The sequence below is a fragment of the Streptococcus hillyeri genome, assembly GCF_003686955.1.
GTDB classification, from domain to species: Bacteria; Bacillota; Bacilli; order Lactobacillales; family Streptococcaceae; genus Streptococcus; species Streptococcus hillyeri.
Genome location: NZ_RCVM01000003.1, coordinates 38,040 through 58,106, shown reverse-complemented (window position 1 = coordinate 58,106; position 20,067 = coordinate 38,040). Strand labels below are relative to the sequence as shown.

Below are 20,067 nucleotides of genomic sequence, written 5' to 3'. Positions count from 1 at the left end.
TAACAATGAGAAAAGCAGAAGTGAGAACTTCTCGCCTTGCGACTTAGGTTGTCTGGCCCAACATGTCAAATTCTACAAAGTAGAACTATGCGTGCGGGCTTGGAATATCAAGTCCGCTTTGTTTTTCTCTAAAAAAATGAAGAGGTGAAGATCATAGCTAAAAAAGATCTATTCATCAACGACGAAATTCGTGTTCGCGAAGTTCGTTTGGTTGGTCTTGAAGGTGAACAATTAGGTATCAAACCATTGTCAGAAGCGCAAGCTATTGCCGATCAGGCAAATGTTGACTTGGTTCTTATCCAGCCGCAAGCGACGCCACCTGTTGCCAAAATTATGGACTATGGGAAGTTCAAGTTTGAGTATCAGAAGAAACAAAAAGAGCAACGTAAAAAACAAAGCGTTGTAACGGTTAAAGAAGTTCGTCTTAGCCCAGTTATTGATAAGGGTGACTTTGAGACAAAACTTCGTAATGGACGTAAGTTCCTTGAAAAAGGAAACAAAGTCAAAGTTTCTATCCGATTCAAAGGACGTATGATTACCCATAAAGAAATTGGGGCAAAAGTATTGGCTGACTTTGCTGAAGCAACGCAAGATATTGCCATTATCGAGCAACGCGCTAAAATGGATGGACGCCAAATGTTCATGCAGCTTGCACCAATCCCTGACAAGAAGTAGCTTGTCATTGTAAATTATTTTAAGGAGAATTTTAAAATGCCAAAACAAAAAACACACCGTGCATCAGCTAAACGCTTCAAACGTACAGGTTCTGGTGGACTTAAACGTTTCCGTGCTTTCACGTCACACCGTTTCCACGGTAAAACTAAAAAGCAACGTCGTCACTTGCGTAAAGCAGGCATGGTACATGCTGGTGACTTCAAACGTATCAAAGCAATGCTTACTCAAATGCGTTAATCGCTAAAAGCATTCAACTACTTACTGAATTATTTGGAGGAAAATATAAATGGCACGTGTTAAAGGTGGCGTTGTATCACGCAAACGTCGTAAACGTATTCTTAAATTAGCTAAAGGTTACTATGGAGCAAAACACATCTTGTTCCGTACTGCAAAAGAGCAAGTAATGAACTCTTACTACTATGCATACCGTGACCGTCGTCAGAAAAAACGTGATTTCCGCAAATTGTGGATCACTCGTATCAACGCGGCTGCTCGTATGAATGGTTTGTCATACTCACAATTGATGCATGGTTTGAAACTTGCTGAAATCGAAGTAAACCGTAAAATGCTTGCTGACCTTGCTGTTAACGATGCAGCAGCTTTCACAGCTCTTGCAGATGCAGCTAAAGCAAAATTAGGTAAATAATTTACCATTTGAACGATCTCGATTGAGGTCGTTTTTATATTTTGATTTTTGTTAAGTATTAAAAAGTGCGAACGCTCAAAAGTTTTGGGAAATGAAGAGACTGGACAGAAACTCATACTCATTCAAAATCAAAATTAGATTTTTATAGCCTCTATTTTGATGGGTTAGTGAAAGTAAGGGGGTAAACCGTTTCTTTCACCACAGTGGACAGTTCTCATAATATCTACTTTGTCATCTTGGACACTGTAGCTGTATAAGTAGAAAGCGATAATTCTCAACTCTCCTAGTAGCTAAAGCTATAAATCCACAGTTTTGTTGGAGTGCCAGCCGCATGAGAAGACTTTAGAGAAAAGAAAATATTTTTCTCTCCATCTAATTTTGATTTTTATAGAGTATCAAAGTTTAGACCCGTTGTTAAAATTTGAACAAAATAATATGGCTTAGAATCAACGTTTTTTGACGACGTTAATCTAAGCCATTTACTATTTTTAAGACTTTTTGCCAAGTCTCTTCAGTTGATGATTCATTGTGTTTAACTATGCTTGGTGCCGATAGCTTTTTTGACTAAAAGAAGGAGATAGCCTCCAACGACATAGGCTGAAGCAATCATAAGTGAATTAATGAGAACTTTTTGGAAACCAAATTTATTAACATTGATAAAGAAATAAGCATAAGGGCTATCTTTGGCGCCAGGGATAGGGAGCTGCAAAATCATGCCATTAAAGATGGCAAAGGCAAAGTATCCCAAAGGGAAAAATGTCCAAGTAAGTGGGTCAAACCAGCGATAGCTGTTTTTCTTATCAAGGATGAGAGTATCAAGAATGAGTCCAATTGGGGCAATGTAATGAACAAGGAAGTTACGAATATTCCAATACGCATCTGGCTCTGCCAGTGGCGCAAGCATGAAGTGGTAAACCACAGCAGTGATTGCGATTGCCATGGTAACAGCCCCTTTCAGGCGAAGTAACGTACTATTGTGACTAATTGGACCACATTTAGCTTCCCAACCAATGATAAAGAAAAGAAAGCTGAATACCAAAATATTAGAGATTACAGTATAGTATAAGAGCATTCCCCAACCATCTTGATAAATTTGCATACTTACTCCGATAAGACCGCAGATAGCAATCATAAGGCGATAAAGTTGTGTTTTTGACATAAAAATCCTTTCTTTGAAAATCAAACTAGTTTATATTATATCACTTTTATCCTTGACTGACGATAGAAAAATTTGTACAATCAAAAAGATTAAAGGAGGGGTTGTAATGTCAACGATTTATGATTATGTCAAAGTTGTCGCAGAAAAAGATTTCGAACAATTAGCATTAAATGAAGTGGACGTTGTGTGTCTTAATGAGTTGGCTTATCTCCCCTTTGATAACTATATTAAGATGACCACTCCTCTTACCTCTGATGACATGAAGCAGATTCTTATCAAGGCAAAAGCTAATAGACAGAATGATTTTATGCTCACCGAGGAGCGAGTAGATCTTTTTGAGGTTATCCTTAACAGTAAACGTTTTGCCGATTTGGCCTTATCTCATTATGTCAATGATATTAGCGAAGAGTTTGAAAAGCAGTTTGCGGCAATGGTGTTTCACCTCCCCTCTATTGGGCATTTGCAACTGGTTTTTCGAGGGACAGATGACACATTGATTGGTTGGAAAGAAGATTTCAAATTGACCTATATGAGCGAGATTCCAGCACAGCGTTCTGCGGTTAGATATCTTCAAGCGTTTTTGGAAAAAGCAGAGCAGCCAGTTTATGTGACAGGGCATTCCAAGGGTGGCAATTTGGCAGTCTATGCAGCCAGTCATCAAAACGCTGCGCTTCAACAGAAAATCAAAGCTGTTTTTATGCTGGATGCCCCAGGCTTTACTCCAACATTTTTCAAAAAAGAGGGATACCAGTCCATTAGAAATAAACTTATCGTCATTAGACCAAAAGAATCTATTGTGGGTGTTATGCTACAATTGGATGTTTTACCGCTTATCATAGATGCTAATCAATTTGGAGTAGCACAACATGCCGTGACGACTTGGCAAATTTCAGAACAGGGGCATTTTATCGGCATTGAACCAACAAATCTCAGTAAGCAACTGGATAAAACGTTTGACCAATGGGTTTCAGAATTAACCAAATCAGAACTTAAATTGATTGTTGATTTACTGTTTGATACCTTAATAGAAGCAGGAATTACGAGTCTTAATGACCTGACCAGTAAAGCTGCGGCATCGAAACTCTTATCTGCATTGGGAACAATGAACCAGTTGGATAAAAAGCAACAAGCCCTGCTTCACAAATCACTTTGGAACCTAGTAGCAGCCTTCGCTCAAAATAGTAAGCCCAATTTTAAACCCAGATGGGATTTTGATGAGTTATTAAAAAAATGGAAATTAAAAGAGTAGAAGCAATATTGAACTTTTACTCTTTTTTTAAAATTTTAATCGTTAAGCTTAAATATGTAATATTAGCCTAGAGTGAAGTCGATAGGTTGAATAGACTGTTGGTAGTCAAATTATTTTTTAATGCGAGAAATCATCATAGCACGGATAAACAACCACATAGGAATACCGTATACTAGTCCCGAAATAAGGCTTTTAATACTAAAAAAGTCAGCAATAAAGTTAAAATCTGGTTTGGCAATATTAAATAGAGACATTAAAAATGGAAAACCAATGGTCATTAGGATACCTTTTCTGAGAGCAGAACGTTTTGCTTGTTTTAAAGTAAGTTCATAACGGTCTTCTTCGACATCGAGGTCAGTAATCTGAGCATCTTCTACCTTATACATGAGATAAAAAGAAATCCCCATGATATAGAGAAAATCAATGATCAGGATACCTATAGCGACAGGAGTTGTATTAGGTTTATCAGGAACGAGAGAGATAAGCAGTATGACCGTCTGAATCATGATAAAATAGAAGGATAGAACAGCGATTTTACTGCTGATATTGCCAATCACTTGTTTTCGGTGTTCATCTAATTCTCCTGCGATGCCAAAAAAATGTTTGATGAGTTTGGTAGATAAAGATTCTTTCATGATTTTACCTTTCTAATAATGAAATGCTTTGATATAAATATATCCAGATAAGATATAGGGAAAAATGAGACCAATACCACTGAATAAGGGAGTGTTTTCAAATAGTATTAAAGAAAATAGAGGTGGAAAGCTATAGGAGAGAATTCCCAAAATACAAAGAATTACTTCTATCCTAGGAGATTGTCGCCAATCAATTTTTTGAAAAGAGATATAGGAAATAAATGCTAGGATAATGACTAGTGAAAGATCAAAGATACCATATGGCGAATCTAATAGAAATAGTAGGCCAGTGTAAAGAAGTGAGATAAGGGTTAAAATAATATAAATAGTAAGTCCGCTAAATTTTTGCAAGGGTTTCATAGATTGTCTCCTTTTGTTGTTACTTTCCAAAATAGTGTATTGAGGTCAGTTTCTAGTGTTTCTGCTAGCTTAATGCAGAGGTCTAGAGAGGGATTATACTTGTCGTTTTCAATGAGGTTTATAGTCTGTCTAGCGACCCCAACTTCTTTAGCGAGTGCTAATTGGGATAAGCCAGCCAGCGTCCGATAGTGTTTTACACGGTTCATGAGGTCCTCTCTTTCATGGATAAGATAGTGTCACATATATATTACACCATAAGTATAGTACAATATATGTGACATGTCAATTATAAATGATACAAATTTTAGAAGAAATAATAAAAATGAGTAAGATTTGCCTACTCATTTTTGTTGTTTCTTAAAGCCATTAAAAGTTCTTGTGCGGTTTCCTGATTACGGTGTTTTTCTTGGAGTAATTTTGGAAGAAGTGCAGTGACTTCTGATTCGGTTGCGCCAGCTAGGAGTAGTAGAGACTTGGCTTGAAGTTTCATATGCCCTGCCTGAATACCAGTTCCTATCAATGCTTTTAAGGCAGCAAAGTTTTGCGCCAAACCAACTGAGACGATAATGCTTGCCAGTTCTTTTGCGGTAGGATTACCGAGAAGGTCGTGAGCGACTTGGACGGTCGGATTTAGTCCGATGGAGCCTCCCTTGGTAGCGATTGGCATTGGCATCGTTAATTTACCAGCCACTTGTTGAGCTTCCTTGTCATAATGCCAGGTTGATAAGCCACGATAATTTCCGCTTTGATTAGCAAAGGAATGTCCAGCTGCCTCTATGGCTCTCCAGTCATTTCCAGTTGCTAAAACGATGGCATCAATACCGTTGAAAATCCCTTTATTATGGGTAGCGGCACGATAAGGATCCACTTGAGCTAGCTGACTTGCCAGTTCCATTTTTTGGGCTAATTGCTGAGCTTCTGCCTTATCTCTGCTTAAAAATCGCAAATCAACACGACATTCGGCAGTGACGAGACTTTCTGTGGCGTAGTTGGACAAAATCGCCATTAGACTTTGTCCATCAGTCAATTCTTCTAAAGTAGGGACGAGAGCTTCTAACATGGTATTGAGCATATTAGCTCCCATGGCTTCTTGCGTATCAACCGACAAATAAAGAATGAGAAAGTCTCCTTTTTCTTCTGTCCAGATGTCGCGGGCTCCGCCACCACGTTTAACGATAGAGGGGTGGGCTTGGTCAGCTTGGGATAAAAGCTGCGCTTTATGAGACAAAATTGCCTGCTCTGCTATTTTTTTATCCTTAATATCATAGAGGGCGACCTGACCAATCATCAGCCGATTGTGAATTGTTGTCGTAAAACCACCTGAGCGTTTGATGAGCTTAGCAGCGAAGCTAGCAGCAGCGACAACTGAGGGTTCCTCAGTTACCATGGGGATATGGTAAGTTTTACCATCAATCAAGAAATCAGGGGCAACAGAAAAAGGTAATGAGAAAGTCCCTAAGACGTGCTCTGCCATTTGATTGGCAGTTTCAATAGATAACTGTTGATTGCTAGTTAATAGCTCCTGCTTATCATCTGATAAGAGTTCTGAAAGGAGCGTTTGTCGTTCTGAGGGTGTTTTTTTGGAAAATCCAGTCCAGTTAATTGTCATTTTTTGTATAAATCCGTTGGTGTTGCTCGATGCCTGTGAGGCGGAAGTTTCCAGTTTTGTAGTTTGCAAAAGTATTTGTGCCATTCTCATCTAAAAGAGCTTCTTCATAGAAGAGTTTCTCGTAGTCTGCCACAGAAAGTGGTTGGCGCTCATCTAATTCAGAAAGCCGAGAGGGGTTAAGCATCTTTCGGTAACCGTCAACAAGAGTGGCTGAAAACATTTCTGAAACAGCTCCTGAGCCATAAGAGAACAGACCAATTTTGTCTCCTGCCTTGAGGGTTTCGCTGTTTTCAAGGAGTGACAGAAGTCCTAGATAAAGGGAACCTGTGTAGATATTTCCGACCTTTCGGCTGTAAACGATGGAACGTTCAAAGTTAGCTAATAGCTGCGCTTTGTTTTCTTCTGGTAACTCTTTGGTCATTAATTTATTCAGCCCTTTAAGAGCTAATTTTGGAAACGGCAGATGTAAGCAGACAGCTGCGAACTCTTTCAAATCGGTATCGTTGCGCTTTTGATATTCAGTCCAGGTTGTTTTTAAACTGTCAAGATATTGTTTCGTTGAATAGATACCATTGACAAAAGGCGTTGTCGAATAGTTTGGTCGCCAAAAATCCATGACATCACGCGTTTGTGCCACGTTGTCATCGTTAAAACTGAGAATACGGGGATTTGAACTGACGAGCATGGCAACAGCTCCTGCTCCTTGAGTAGATTCTCCAGCAGAACCAATTCCGTATTTGGCAATATCTGACGCAATGACTAAAACCTTGCTGTCGGGTTTTGTAGCCACATGAAGTTTAGCGTAATTAAGCGCAGCCGTTGCCGCATAGCAGGCTTCTTTCATCTCAAAAGAACGCGCGAAAGGTTGAATACCTAAGAGACTATGCACATAGACACTAGCGGCTTTTGATTGGTCAATACCTGACTCGGTAGCGACGATAACCATGTCGATATCTAATTTATCTTGTTCAGTCAAGATTTCTTGAGCTGCTGACGTCGCCAAAGTAACGATATCTTCTGAAATCGGTGTAATGCTTAGGGCGTCTAACATAAGCCCTATCGAAAATTTTTCAGGTTCAGCCCCACGTGCCTCTGCTAAGTCGCTCATATTGAGGACATATTTTGAGGTGGCAAACCCAATTTTATCAATTCCAATACTCATTTCTATTTCTCCAAAGGATTGAAACTATAGTCATGTCAAAGTCACTGGCGTTAGCAATAACAGAGAGTGGGAGCAATGTCCAACTTTCTTGTTGTCAGTAGTTATGACGGTGGAGTTGAGCAAGTGAGATACCTCGAAAAAGTGAGGTCTTGAAACGCAGTGCTCATCAGCATAGTTTCTGATTCTAATGTAATGTTATGACTATCTAAAAGACACGAAGTCACTTAGATAGCGTTTTTTAGTAATGATTTCCATTGACCATTTTATCATAAATTTTTCAAAATGCCCTAGGACTTAGGACCAATTTTTTCGTTGGATTTTTAGGACGATTTTAGGTAAAATAGCAGAGCGACTATGGGGATGATGTGATGTAAAAGATTTTTGTGGTTATTATCTATGGCTACTCATTCTGATGAGGTGTGAAGGTAACACCTCGTTTTAAATAGAGAAGTGATTTCAGTATAAGAAAGGATCGTAAAATGACAAAAGCGGATGCTATTTTCAAAGAAAATATCAGAAAAATTTTAGAAGAAGGTGTGTGGTCTGAGCAGGCAAGACCGAAGTATAAAGATGGGACCGTTGCCAATTCTAAATACGTCACAGGTGCATTTGCTGAATATGACTTGAGCAAAGGTGAATTTCCTATTACGACCCTTCGACCAATTGCGATTAAGGCTGCTATCAAAGAAATGCTCTGGATTTATCAGGACCAGTCTAATAGCCTTGATGTGCTAGAAGATAAATATAATGTTCATTATTGGAATGACTGGGAAGTGGCTGGCGTTTCTGCTAACAATGGGGACCAACGTTCAATCGGTCAACGTTACGGAGCTGTGGTCAAAAAACACGATATCATTGCTAAAATCTTGAAGCAGTTAGAAGAAAATCCTTGGAATCGTCGCAATGTGATTTCACTTTGGGACTACGAGGCGTTTGAAGAAACAGCAGGGCTTCTACCATGTGCCTTCCAAACCATGTTTGATGTCCGCCGTGTTGAAGGTAAGATTTATCTGGATGCAACGCTAACACAACGTTCAAACGACATGTTGGTAGCTCATCATATTAACGCTATGCAGTATGTGGCCCTGCAAATGATGATTGCAAAACATTTTGGGTGGGAAGTCGGAAAATTCTTCTACTTCATCAATAACTTGCACATCTACGATAATCAGTTTGAGCAGGCAGAAGAATTGTTGCGTCGCACACCATCTGATAAGAAACCGCGTTTAGTGCTTAATGTCCCAGATGGCACCAATTTTTTTGATATCAGAGCAGAAGATTTTGAATTGGTTGACTATGAGCCTGTCAAACCCCAACTAAAATTTGACTTAGCCATCTAATGACAATAGCTAATTCTTAATAAGGATTTAAGCTTAATCACTTGAACCGCTGTTAAGAATTGCGGAAAGAATTGGTTAAAATCAAGCAATTTTGACACATTTTTGGTAAACTAGAGTTATGACAAGAGATAAAAAAATTATTGCGATTTGGGCACAGACTGAAAATGGGATTATTGGAAAAAATCAAACCATGCCTTGGCATTTGCCAGCAGAATTAAAACATTTTAAAGACACGACAATGGGACAGGCGCTTTTGATGGGACGTGTGACTTTTGACGGTATGAAACGCCGTACGTTACCGGGACGTGAGACGCTTGTTTTAACACGTGATATGACTTATAGTGCTGAAGGTGTGACAGTCGTTCATACGGTTGAAGAAGCACTAGCTTGGTTTGACCAACAAGAAAAAGATCTCTATATTGCTGGAGGTTCTGTGATTTATAAAGCCTTCGAAGGTCACTACGATCGTCTGATTAAGACGACAATTCATGCAGAACTTGAGGGAGATACTTATTTTCCAACCTTGGCTGATGATCACATGACTCAGGTCTCAGAACAAACGATTCAAAGAGATGATAAAAATCCTTATGCTTTTACCATCTCGATTTTTGATAAAAAGGAGGAAAACTAGTGCAACGCAGTCTTTTTGGTGTTTTTACGGTTTGCCTCTGCGCGATTTGCGTACTTGCTGTTGGACCAGCATTAAAAAAAAAGCGCTATGGGTTAGCAATCTTTTTCCTGCTTAATGCGATTAGCAACCTTGTAGCGACGATTCAAGCCTTTTATGGCAATCTATTTTAAATCATTAGAAAGTGGAGAAAATGGCCTCAAACAGAAAAATGGATCACAAAGTTTATTGTTCTTTCTGTGGAAAAAATCAAGAAGAAGTTCGTAAAATTATCGCTGGGAATGGCGTTTTTATCTGTAACGAATGTGTCGAACTGTCTCAAGAAATTATTCGAGAAGAATTAGCAGAAGAAGTCTTGGCTGATTTGTCAGAAGTGCCAAAACCAAAAGAACTATTAGAAATTTTAAATCAATACGTGGTCGGACAAGACAGGGCTAAGCGTGCCCTTGCTGTGGCGGTTTACAATCATTATAAGCGTGTCAGTTTCACAGAAAGCCGTAACGATGACGATGTTGATTTGCAAAAATCAAATATCCTTATGATTGGCCCAACAGGTTCTGGAAAGACCTTTTTAGCTCAAACATTGGCTAAAAGTCTCAATGTACCATTTGCCATTGCCGATGCCACTTCTTTGACTGAAGCAGGTTATGTGGGTGAGGATGTTGAAAATATTCTACTCAAACTCATCCAAGCTGCTGACTATAATATTGAACGTGCAGAGCGTGGGATTATCTACGTAGATGAGATTGATAAAATTGCCAAAAAAGGTGAAAATGTCTCTATCACTCGAGATGTTTCTGGTGAAGGCGTGCAACAAGCCCTTCTAAAAATTATCGAGGGTACCGTAGCTAGCGTACCACCTCAAGGCGGACGTAAACATCCAAACCAAGAGATGATTCAAATTGATACGAAAAACATCTTGTTCATCGTTGGTGGTGCTTTTGATGGTATTGAAGACATTGTCAAGCAACGTATGGGCGAGAAAATCATCGGTTTTGGACAAAATAATAAAAAAATTGCCGATGATGCTTCTTACATGCAGGAAATCATCTCAGAGGACATCCAAAAATTTGGTTTGATTCCAGAGTTCATTGGACGTTTACCAGTAGTAGCAGCTTTGGAACAATTAACTGTCGATGATTTGGTTAAAATTTTGACTGAGCCTAAAAATGCCTTGGTAAAACAATATAAAACGCTACTTTCTTATGATGGTGTTGAATTGTAATTTGATGAAGAAGCCTTACAAACAATTGCTGCGAAAGCTATTGAACGTAAGACAGGAGCACGTGGTCTCCGTTCTATTATTGAAGAGACCATGCTAGATATCATGTTTGAAATTCCAAGCCATGAAGATGTGACAGGTGTGCGTATTACGAAGGAAGCTGTCGAAGGCAAGGCAGAACCGATTTTAGAAACAGCATAAGGAGGAATCATGGAAGAACAGGTTTTAAATGCCCACAACGCTTCAATTCTCTTGAGTGCTGCCAACAAATCGCATTACCCACAAGATGATCTCCCTGAGGTTGCCTTGGCAGGTCGCTCAAATGTTGGAAAATCGAGTTTTATCAATTGTCTTTTAGGCAGGAAAAATCTAGCGAGAACATCAAGTAAACCGGGTAAAACGCAATTACTCAACTTCTTTAACATTGATGACAAGCTTCGCTTTGTTGACGTTCCTGGTTATGGCTATGCCAAAGTTTCTAAAACAGAACGTGCCAAATGGGGCAAGATGATTGAAGAATATCTGACTAGTCGAGATAACTTGCGAGCGGTTGTCAGTCTGGTTGACATGAGACATGAACCGTCAGCTGACGATGTGCAAATGTATGAATTTCTGAAATACTATGAGATTCCTGTTATTGTGGTTGCGACTAAAGCAGACAAAATTCCACGTGGAAAGTGGAATAAACACGAATCAATCATCAAGAAAAAATTAAATTTTGATAAGAATGATAACTTCATTATCTTCTCATCAGAAACACGTCAGGGCTATGATGAAGCCTGGGATACAATCCTAGATTGTTTATAAGAAAAAGCTTAGAAGTACAGTATGTATTTCTAAGCTTTTTGAGTTTATGACAAGTGGAATGAGATGTTATGACATAGTTCAAGACCCCCTGTTAGACTTCCATTGGCATAAAATGGCCGACGATGATTCCGATGATACGAGGATCTTCATCATAGGGAGCAAATTTGTCCTTGTATTTAGGGTTTAGGGATACTAAGCGGAGGCCGTCTTCTTCTCGGTACACCTTTTTGATATAGGTTTGTCCATCCCAGTCTACAGCATAGACAGCACCATCGTAATCAAAACCAGTTTGTTTGATAAGAGCTACTTCGCCATTGAGATAGACAGGATTCATGCTATCACCAAAAATCCAAGAGGCGAAGTCGTGGTCCAGTTCTTCTTCGTAAAACACGCTATCATAGTTCCCATCGTTATAATAAGAAAAGCCCCCACCAGCTGACAATTTTTCATAAACCTTGTATTCAAAACGTGGTTTAGAAAGGCGAATTTGTTCGTCTAGTTCTGACTGAGCAAAGTCTATGACCTTTTCTTTGCGGTCCTTTTCTAATTGAGAAAAAATAGTATTTAATTGAGGGGATTGATTTTCTTGCCCATAAAGAATGTAATCGGTGCTTGTATTTAAAAGCTCTGCTAATCGGCTTAGACGTCGTCCTGTAGGAAGGGTTTTGCCAGATTCCCATTTGGAAATGGTACTATCTGATTTATATCCTAACTGGCTTGCTAATTCTGCCTGTTCAAATCCAGCTTTTAATCGTAATTGTTTTAAGCGCTCTGCTATTTCCAAAGACATCATCATTCTCCTTATCTTAGTTTAGTAAAGTTTATCACATAATTGAAAAAAAATCAAGTCCGTTGAAAAAAAGTCAATAAAAGCAATTTTATTTTGCAAAATCGGATAAAAATCGGTAAAATGGTACAGATGAAAATTTTCGGAGGCTATTTTGGCTAAAAAAGAAATTACTGTAACTAATTATAATGATGATGCTATTCAGGTCTTGGAAGGGCTGGATGCGGTTCGTAAGCGTCCTGGGATGTACATTGGCTCGACAGACGGAACTGGGCTCCATCACTTGGTTTGGGAGATTGTCGACAATGCCGTTGACGAAGCTCTTTCAGGATTTGGAGATAAGATTGACGTTACTTTGAATGCTGATGGCTCAGTCAGCGTTTCTGATAGCGGTCGTGGGATGCCTGTAGGGATACACGCCACTGGGAAACCAACTGTTGAGGTTATTTTCACGGTTCTCCATGCTGGTGGTAAATTTGGGCAAGGCGGCTATAAAACGTCAGGAGGTCTTCACGGGGTGGGTTCTTCTGTCGTCAATGCCCTTTCAAGTTGGCTTGAGGTTGAAATTACTCGTGAGGGTGCTGTTTATAAGCAACGCTTTGAAGATGGTGGTAAACCTGTAACGACTTTGAAAAAGATTGGCACAGCTCCTAAGTCTAAAACGGGTACTAAGGTTACCTTTATGCCAGATGATCGCATTTTTTCAACGACTGATTTTAAATTTAATACCATCTCAGAACGTTTGAAAGAATCAGCCTTTCTCTTGAAAAATGTGACCATGACGCTTACTGATTTGCGCGGAGAAGAGCCGGTTTCAGAAGCTTTCCATTATGAAAATGGGGTTCAGGATTTTGTCGCTTATCTGAATGAAGACAAGGAAACCTTGACGCCAGTCATTTCGATTGAGGGGCAAGACCAAGGATTCCAAGTTGATATTGCCATGCAGTACAATGATGGTTACTCGGATAATATCCTATCTTTTGTTAATAATGTTCGTACTAAAGATGGTGGTACCCATGAGACAGGTTTGAAGACAGCTATCACTAAGGCGATGAATGACTATGCTCGCAAAACAGGCTTACTCAAGGAGAAGGATAAAAATCTTGAGGGGTCTGATTACCGTGAGGGCTTGTCAGCTGTCTTGTCTATTCTTGTACCAGAAGAACATTTGCAATTTGAAGGGCAGACAAAAGACAAGTTAGGATCGCCTCTAGCACGTCCAGTTGTCGATGGCATTGTTTCTGAAAAATTGACCTTCTTTCTTTTGGAAAATGGTGAACTGGCAACCAATCTTGTCCGTAAAGCCATTAAAGCAAGAGATGCCCGTGAGGCGGCTCGAAAAGCGCGTGATGAAAGCCGTAATGGTAAGAAAAATAAGAAGGACAAGGGACTTCTGTCTGGTAAATTAACGCCAGCTCAATCTAAAAACGCCGCTAAAAATGAATTATATCTGGTCGAAGGAGATTCTGCCGGTGGTTCAGCTAAGCAAGGCCGTGACCGTAAATTCCAAGCAATTCTTCCGTTGCGTGGTAAGGTGCTTAATACTGAGAAGGCGAAGATGAGCGATATTCTTAAAAATGAGGAAATCAACACCATGATTTACACGATTGGTGCTGGTGTCGGAGCTGATTTTTCGCTAGATGATATTAACTATGACAAGATTATCATCATGACCGATGCGGATACCGATGGTGCCCACATTCAGACCCTTTTGTTGACCTTCTTCTACCGTTACATGAGACCTTTGGTTGAAGCAGGGCATGTCTATATCGCTTTGCCACCGCTTTATAAGATGTCAAAAGGCAAAGGAAAAACAGAGAAAATTGCCTATGCTTGGACAGATGGTGAGTTGGAAGAGTTGCGTCGTGATTTTGGAAAAGGCGCTATGTTACAACGCTATAAAGGACTTGGTGAAATGAATGCGGACCAACTCTGGGAAACAACCATGAATCCCGACACCCGTACCCTCATCCGTGTGACCATTGATGACCTTGCGCGTGCTGAGCGCCGCGTCTCAGTCCTCATGGGAGACAAACCAGCTCCACGCCGTCAATGGATCGAAGACAATGTCAAGTTTACATTGGAAGAAGCGACTGCTTTTAGTAAGTAGGAGAAAAGATGGTATTAGAGAATAAGTTAGGCATTACAAACTCTACTGAGTTAGCAAGAGTAGAAGAAGAAATGACAAAGCGACAAGCTAAAACCTTATTTGATACTGGTACTATTTGAGATTGAAATCGGTACATTTAAAGGTTTAGCAGACATTCGCCAAAGGTTATTCTCTGATATTTACGATTTTGCTGGAAAAATTCGTGGCGTGAATATTACTAAGGATAATTTTCAGTTTGCCCCACGTATTTTCTTAGAGCAGTCATTGGTGTACATTGACAAGTTACCTCATGATGATTTTGATAGCATTGTTGACAAATATTGTGATATGAACATTGCCCACCCTTTCCGTGAAGGTAATGGCAGAGCTATGCGCATTTGGCTTGATAACATGCTAATGGATAAACTGGGGAAAGTTGTTGACTGGAATAGCATTGATAAAGATGACTATCTCAATGCCATGAAACGTATCCATGTTTCGACAGGTGAACTGAAATACTTGCTGTTGAATGCTCTAACAGATGATTTAAGCAAAGCAACCTTTTTTAAAGGTGTGGATGCCTTCTATTATTATGAGGGATATACCCTATACAAGACTGAGGAGATATGAGATGTCGGAGATTATCTTAGGAACGGAACGGTTACAGTTGAGGCGGTGGAAGACAGAAGATTTAGAACAATTTGTTGAGTTGAATCAAGATCCAGAAGTGAGAAACTATCTTCCCAACCCGTATACCCCAAGTCGTGCCTGTGAAGTGTTTGGACTCATTGAAGAGGAATTTCAAAAGCGTGGCTATAGTCTGATGGCTGTTGATGAAAAAATGAGTGGAAACTTTATTGGCTATGTTGGTTTACATCACACGCAACTTTCTTTTATGACAGAAGAGATAGTTGAAATAGGCTGGCGATTGAAAAAGGAATTTTGGGGTCGAGGTTATGCAACTGAAGCTGCAAAAGCTTGTCTAGAATATGCTTTTAACGATTTAGAACTCTCCGAAATTTATAGTTTCACAGCTGAGTTGAATACTCCTTCAAGAAAAGTGATGGAAAAATTAGGAATGACGTTTATTAGAGAATTTTTGAGCGAACATGTCGATGACGGACATCCACTTCAGAAGCATGTTTTATATAAGATTTCTAGTAAGGCACGCTAATTCTTTCAACTTAGTGGCTATGTAGCAATCATTTTTTAAAATTAAAGTTATCAAATTAAGTGGGACGATATTATTACATCAGAAATGTATTAAAAAATAATAAAAAGGACTAGTTCCTTTAACATTATAGAAACAAAGAAAGGAATGTTCAGTTACTTTTCTAACTGAACACGGGACTAAATTTCTAGGAAATTTTTCGCAAGTGAAAGGTCCCTTTGTATCTTATGTCAAACATTCAAAATATGTCCCTTGAGGACATTATGGGAGAGCGCTTTGGTCGCTACTCCAAATACATCATTCAGGAGCGTGCGCTTCCTGATATTCGTGACGGTTTAAAACCCGTTCAGCGTCGTATTCTTTATTCGATGAATAAAGATGGCAATACTCATGATAAGGGCTACCGTAAGTCTGCCAAGTCTGTTGGTAATATCATGGGTAATTTCCACCCACACGGTGACAGTTCGATTTATGATGCCATGGTTCGTATGTCTCAGGATTGGAAAAACCGTGAAATTTTAGTGGAAATGCACGGAAACAATGGTTCTATGGATGGCGATCCGCCAGCTGCTATGCGTTATACTGAGGCACGCTTATCTGAAATTGCAGGCTATCTCCTTCAAGACATCGAAAAGAAAACTGTCCCATGGGCTTGGAACTTTGATGATACGGAAAAAGAGCCGACGGTTTTACCAGCAGCCTTTCCAAATCTATTGGTCAATGGTGCAACAGGTATTTCAGCAGGTTATGCGACCGATATTCCTCCTCATAATTTAGCAGAGGTTATTGATGCTGTCGTCTATATGATTGACCATCCATCTGCTAAATTAGAGAAGTTGATGGAATTTCTACCTGGACCAGATTTCCCAACAGGAGGTATTATCCAAGGAGCGGATGAAATTAAGAAGGCCTATGAGACAGGTAAAGGACGTGTCGTTGTTCGTTCACGCACCGAAATTGAAAACCTCAAGGGTGGCAAACAGCAGATTGTTGTGACTGAAATTCCTTATGAGGTCAACAAGGCTGTTCTCGTCAAACGTATTGATGATGTTCGCGTCAATAATAAGGTCCCAGGCATCGCAGAAGTCCGTGATGAGTCTGACCGTACAGGATTGCGCATTGCTATCGAGCTCAAAAAGGATGCGGATAGTCAGACTATCCTTAACTACCTTCTCAAATACACAGACCTTCAAGTGAACTACAACTTCAACATGGTGGCGATTGACAATTTCACTCCTCGTCAAGTTGGTCTTCAAAAAATCCTCTCTAGCTACATTGCGCACCGCCGTGAAGTGATTGTGGCGCGTTCGATTTTCGATAAAGAAAAAGCAGAGCGTCGTCTCCACATCGTTGAGGGCTTGATTCGTGTCATCTCGATTTTAGATGAAGTGATTGCCCTTATCCGTGCTTCAGAAAATAAAGCTGACGCTAAAGAAAACTTAAAAGTTAGTTATGATTTTTCAGAAGAACAAGCAGAGGCCATCGTGACCTTGCAACTTTATCGCTTGACCAATACCGATATTGTTACCTTGGAAAACGAAGAGGCAGAGCTGCGTGAACGTATTGCTACCTTGGCAGCTATTATCGGCGATGAACGCACCATGTACAATGTTATGAAACGCGAATTGCGTGACATCAAAAAACTCTTCGGAAATCCTCGCCGATCGGAGTTGCAAGTGGAGGCAGAGACTATTGAAATTGATACCGCTAGTCTCATCGTTGAAGAAGAAACATTTGTCAGCGTGACGCGTGGCGGTTACATCAAACGCACAAGTCCACGTTCTTTCAATGCGTCACATATCGATGAAATTGGAAAACGTGATGAAGATGAACTGGTCTTTTACAGTCAAGCTAAGACAACGCAACAGTTGCTCATTTTCACCACGCTTGGAAATGTCATTTATCGTCCGATACATGAATTGACAGATATCCGTTGGAAGGATATCGGAGAGCACCTGTCACAGACGATTACTAACTTTGGAAATGACGAAGAAGTGCTCTATGTTGAAATCGTAGATGATTTTGAAACGGGTGTCTACTTCGCTGTCACTAAGTTTGGTCAAGTTAAACGGGTGGAGCGCAAGGAATTTACGCCATGGCGTACCTACAAGTCTAAATCACTTAAATTTGCCAAATTGAAAGATGACACTGACAGAGTGATAACTGTGAATCCAATCTTATTGGACGATGTGATGCTAGTCACTTACAACGGTTATGCCCTTCGTTTCAATATCGAAGAAGTTCCTATTGTAGGGGCAAAAGCAGCTGGCGTTAAGGCAATCAACCTCAAAGGAGATGATGTTCTCCGCTCTGCCTTTATTGCAAATACCGACAGTTTTTACCTCTTAACTCAGCGTGGTAGCTTGAAGCGTGTTGCTATATCTGATATCCCGCAAACCAAGCGCGCTGGACGGGGTTTACAGGTTCTTCGTGAATTGAAGTCTAAACCTCACCGTGTCTTTATGGCTGGTCCGGTTCTTTCGGAAAATAGCGGAGCTGAACTGGATTTATTTGCGACAGAAGTTGAACAGACAGATGAGCAAATTCTGTTAGTCACCTCAACTACAGGTCAAGTGACTGAGAAAAATCTTGCGAATTTAACACTCTCTGAACGCACAAGCAACGGAACGTTTATCAATGATAGTATCTCTGATCAGGAAGTTCTATCTGCGAGACTGAAATAAGAAATTGCGGCTCTCTAGTTGAATGACTAGAGGGTTTTAATATTTTATCCATAAAAATACAGAATTATCTGAAAATTTATTGATTTTCTGTCCCAAAAGCGCTATACTTAATAGCAATTATTATTGAAAGAGTGAGGATAATACCATGACAGTTCAATTAGATTGGGAAAATTTAGGATTTGAATACCGCAAATTGCCACTGCGCTATATTTCTTACTTTAAGGATGGGAAATGGGATGAGGGTACTTTAGTTGAAGATGCTCAACTTCATATCTCAGAAAGCTCACCTGCCCTGCACTATGGACAACAGGCGTTTGAGGGATTAAAAGCTTATCGGACGAAAGAGGGTTCAATCCAGTTATTCCGTCCTGATGAAAATGCCAAGCGTCTACAACGCACAGCAGATCGTCTTTTGATGGAACCTGTGCCGACAGAGAAATTTATTGATGCCTGTAAGCAAGTTGTCAAAGCGAATGCAGACTTTGTTCCGCCATATGGAACAGGAGGAACGCTATATCTTCGTCCCTTGCTGATTGGCGTTGGTGACATTATCGGCGTAAAACCAGCAGAAGAATATCTTTTCACCGTTTTTGCAATGCCTGTAGGAAATTACTTTAAAGGTGGACTTGCTCCGACAAACTTCCTCATTCAAGATGATTACGACCGTGCAGCTCCAAATGGAACGGGTGCAGCTAAGGTGGGAGGGAACTATGCAGCTAGTCTTTTACCAGGTAAAAAAGCTAAAGCTGCTGGTTTCTCAGATGTGATTTATCTTGACCCAGCGACTCACACTAAAATTGAAGAAGTCGGTTCAGCCAATTTCTTCGGTATCACAGCTGAAAATGAATTTATCACACCGATTAGTCCATCTATCTTACCGTCTATTACAAAGTATTCGTTGTTATACCTTGCTGAGCACCGCTTTGGTATGAAAGCCATTGAAGGAGATGTTTTTGTGGACGAATTAGATAAATTTACAGAAGCAGGAGCTTGTGGAACAGCAGCGGTTATCTCACCTATTGGGGGCGTACAACATGGCGACGACTTTCACGTCTTTTACAGTGAAACAGAAGTCGGCCCAGTCACGAAAAAATTATATGATGAATTGACAGGAATCCAATTTGGTGACAAAGAAGCACCAGAAGGATGGATTGTTCCAGTAGATTTGTAGAAAAGTAAAGGCTTGCGCTTGCAAGCTTTTTTGGTTTTCGGTAAAATAGTACTGTTGCATGAAAAATAAGTAAGGAGAAAAAGGAGTTCAAAACATTGTAACATTAGCTTGCTACACTGTTTGATGCCTAAATAATTGTTATTATGAGTAAAAAAGATAAAAAAATTGAAATTCAAATTGCAGATGCCAAAATTGATGTGAATGGGACCAAAGTTGATGGTTATCAACTTAATATTTCAAAAAAAATGATTGGTGAAATCGCAGAGCTTGATGACCGCTTTGCCCTTGTAAAAGATAGCAAAGTTGATAGTTTTTATAAGACATTAGACCAAGCCATTGAAAAAATTATTGAAAATTACAATTTAAATCATTAAAAAAATTAAATATATGACTTGATTTTGACAAGGAACTATGTTATACTAATCCTTGTGTTTTGGAAAGATAGCGAAGAGGCTAAACGCGGCGGACTGTAAATCCGCTCCTTCGGGTTCGGGGGTTCGAATCCCTCTCTTTCCATATGGAGTTTGCTCCAGTATAGTTTTGGGGTATAGCCAAGCGGTAAGGCAAGGGACTTTGACTCCCTCATGCGTTGGTTCGAATCCAGCTACCCCAGTCATGGTAAGCTCTTGCGAGTAACCTTGAAAATAAGATATACCAAAACCCAGAATAGGCT

The 20,067-nt window shown here is 39.9% G+C and carries 19 protein-coding genes, 2 tRNA genes, 2 pseudogenes and 1 other annotated feature; of the genes and pseudogenes, 17 read left to right on the top strand and 6 right to left on the bottom strand.

Features of this window, described 5'->3' with window-relative positions; translation table 11 throughout:
- Window positions 1-6 precede the first annotated feature (6 nt).
- Window positions 7-131: a sequence feature (ribosomal protein L20 leader region), on the top strand.
- A 13-nt stretch (window positions 132-144) separates the two neighbouring features.
- Genes infC through rplT form a run of 3 tightly spaced genes read left to right on the top strand, consistent with a single transcriptional unit; the run spans window position 145 to window position 1,321 of the window.
- Window positions 145-675 (top strand): translation initiation factor IF-3, encoded by a 531-nt coding sequence (gene infC / locus EAF07_RS02840; RefSeq protein WP_027974443.1) that lies wholly within the window; start codon window positions 145-147, stop codon window positions 673-675.
- 36 nt (window positions 676-711) lie between these two features.
- Complete coding sequence (gene rpmI / locus EAF07_RS02835) at window positions 712-912, top strand: 50S ribosomal protein L35 (RefSeq protein WP_027974444.1); 201 nt, start codon at window positions 712-714, stop codon at window positions 910-912.
- A gap of 49 nt (window positions 913-961) precedes the next feature.
- Window positions 962-1,321 carry a 50S ribosomal protein L20 gene (gene rplT, locus EAF07_RS02830; RefSeq protein ID WP_000124834.1) on the top strand — a complete coding sequence of 120 codons (360 nt, stop codon included), beginning with the start codon at window positions 962-964 and terminating at the stop codon, window positions 1,319-1,321.
- Between the two features lie 532 nt (window positions 1,322-1,853).
- Here rplT and EAF07_RS02825 read toward each other — a convergent pair.
- On the bottom strand, window positions 1,854-2,480 hold the full coding sequence (locus EAF07_RS02825; protein WP_121834779.1) for a Pr6Pr family membrane protein: 627 nt from the start codon (window positions 2,478-2,480) through the stop codon (window positions 1,854-1,856).
- A 106-nt stretch (window positions 2,481-2,586) separates the two neighbouring features.
- Here EAF07_RS02825 and EAF07_RS02820 point away from each other — a divergent pair, with 106 nt between their 5' ends.
- Entirely contained in the window at window positions 2,587-3,729 is a 1,143-nt protein-coding gene (locus tag EAF07_RS02820; protein ID WP_121834778.1) for an Mbeg1-like protein, read from the top strand.
- A 110-nt stretch (window positions 3,730-3,839) separates the two neighbouring features.
- Here EAF07_RS02820 and EAF07_RS02815 read toward each other — a convergent pair whose 3' ends face one another.
- From EAF07_RS02815 to EAF07_RS02795, 4 genes are all read right to left on the bottom strand, one after another.
- Window positions 3,840-4,364: a DUF3278 domain-containing protein gene (locus EAF07_RS02815; protein ID WP_121834777.1), complete on the bottom strand. Its 525-nt coding sequence runs from the start codon at window positions 4,362-4,364 to the stop codon at window positions 3,840-3,842.
- Window positions 4,365-4,720: 356 nt separating this feature from the next.
- Window positions 4,721-4,930 carry a helix-turn-helix transcriptional regulator gene (locus EAF07_RS02805; RefSeq protein WP_121834775.1) on the bottom strand — a complete coding sequence of 70 codons (210 nt, stop codon included), beginning with the start codon at window positions 4,928-4,930 and terminating at the stop codon, window positions 4,721-4,723.
- A gap of 131 nt (window positions 4,931-5,061) precedes the next feature.
- Window positions 5,062-6,333, bottom strand: a complete 1,272-nt coding sequence (locus tag EAF07_RS02800) for a hydroxymethylglutaryl-CoA reductase, degradative (RefSeq protein WP_121834774.1) — start codon at window positions 6,331-6,333, stop codon at window positions 5,062-5,064.
- Window positions 6,323-7,495 (bottom strand): hydroxymethylglutaryl-CoA synthase, encoded by a 1,173-nt coding sequence (locus EAF07_RS02795; protein WP_121834773.1) that lies wholly within the window; start codon window positions 7,493-7,495, stop codon window positions 6,323-6,325. The genes EAF07_RS02800 and EAF07_RS02795 overlap by 11 nt, the downstream gene beginning before the upstream one ends.
- Before the next feature lie 479 nt (window positions 7,496-7,974).
- On the opposite strand from EAF07_RS02795, the gene EAF07_RS02790 reads away from it, so the two are divergent.
- The 5 genes and pseudogenes from EAF07_RS02790 (at window position 7,975) to yihA (ending at window position 11,492) form a co-directional block, all read left to right on the top strand.
- Complete coding sequence (locus EAF07_RS02790) at window positions 7,975-8,835, top strand: thymidylate synthase (RefSeq protein WP_121834772.1); 861 nt, start codon at window positions 7,975-7,977, stop codon at window positions 8,833-8,835.
- 118 nt (window positions 8,836-8,953) lie between these two features.
- Complete coding sequence (locus EAF07_RS02785; RefSeq protein WP_121834771.1) at window positions 8,954-9,466, top strand: dihydrofolate reductase; 513 nt, start codon at window positions 8,954-8,956, stop codon at window positions 9,464-9,466.
- Window positions 9,466-9,636 (top strand): hypothetical protein, encoded by a 171-nt coding sequence (locus EAF07_RS10585; protein WP_183121646.1) that lies wholly within the window; start codon window positions 9,466-9,468, stop codon window positions 9,634-9,636. The genes EAF07_RS02785 and EAF07_RS10585 overlap by 1 nt, the downstream gene beginning before the upstream one ends.
- 20 nt (window positions 9,637-9,656) lie before the next feature.
- Window positions 9,657-10,886, top strand: a pseudogene (gene clpX, locus EAF07_RS02780) (ATP-dependent Clp protease ATP-binding subunit ClpX).
- A 6-nt stretch (window positions 10,887-10,892) separates the two neighbouring features.
- Window positions 10,893-11,492 (top strand): ribosome biogenesis GTP-binding protein YihA/YsxC, encoded by a 600-nt coding sequence (gene yihA / locus EAF07_RS02775; RefSeq protein WP_121834770.1) that lies wholly within the window; start codon window positions 10,893-10,895, stop codon window positions 11,490-11,492.
- A 91-nt stretch (window positions 11,493-11,583) separates the two neighbouring features.
- Here the strand turns inward: yihA and EAF07_RS02770 are convergent, their stop codons facing one another.
- Complete coding sequence (locus EAF07_RS02770; protein WP_425452075.1) at window positions 11,584-12,282, bottom strand: helix-turn-helix domain-containing protein; 699 nt, start codon at window positions 12,280-12,282, stop codon at window positions 11,584-11,586.
- Between the two features lie 151 nt (window positions 12,283-12,433).
- Here EAF07_RS02770 and parE point away from each other — a divergent pair, with 151 nt between their 5' ends.
- The 8 genes and pseudogenes from parE to EAF07_RS02730 all read left to right on the top strand — a co-directional run bounded on the left by parE (window position 12,434) and on the right by EAF07_RS02730 (window position 20,007).
- The gene (gene parE, locus EAF07_RS02765; RefSeq protein WP_121834769.1) at window positions 12,434-14,389 is read left to right on the top strand and encodes a DNA topoisomerase IV subunit B; all 1,956 of its coding nucleotides are present in this window, start codon (window positions 12,434-12,436) and stop codon (window positions 14,387-14,389) included.
- 8 nt (window positions 14,390-14,397) lie between these two features.
- Window positions 14,398-14,998 (top strand): annotated as a pseudogene (fic, locus tag EAF07_RS02760) (protein adenylyltransferase Fic).
- Between the two features lies 1 nt (window position 14,999).
- A complete protein-coding gene (locus tag EAF07_RS02755) occupies window positions 15,000-15,542 on the top strand; it encodes a GNAT family N-acetyltransferase (RefSeq protein ID WP_121834768.1) in 543 nt (180 codons plus the stop codon).
- 224 nt (window positions 15,543-15,766) lie between these two features.
- Window positions 15,767-18,223, top strand: a complete 2,457-nt coding sequence (gene parC, locus EAF07_RS02750; RefSeq protein WP_121834767.1) for a DNA topoisomerase IV subunit A — start codon at window positions 15,767-15,769, stop codon at window positions 18,221-18,223.
- A 145-nt stretch (window positions 18,224-18,368) separates the two neighbouring features.
- On the top strand, window positions 18,369-19,394 hold the full coding sequence (locus EAF07_RS02745) for a branched-chain amino acid aminotransferase (RefSeq protein ID WP_121834766.1): 1,026 nt from the start codon (window positions 18,369-18,371) through the stop codon (window positions 19,392-19,394).
- Between the two features lie 143 nt (window positions 19,395-19,537).
- Complete coding sequence (locus EAF07_RS02740) at window positions 19,538-19,768, top strand: DUF2969 domain-containing protein (RefSeq protein ID WP_121834765.1); 231 nt, start codon at window positions 19,538-19,540, stop codon at window positions 19,766-19,768.
- A gap of 61 nt (window positions 19,769-19,829) precedes the next feature.
- Window positions 19,830-19,910, top strand: a tRNA-Tyr gene (locus EAF07_RS02735).
- A gap of 25 nt (window positions 19,911-19,935) precedes the next feature.
- A tRNA-Gln gene (locus EAF07_RS02730) sits at window positions 19,936-20,007 on the top strand.
- Window positions 20,008-20,067: the final 60 nt, after the last annotated feature.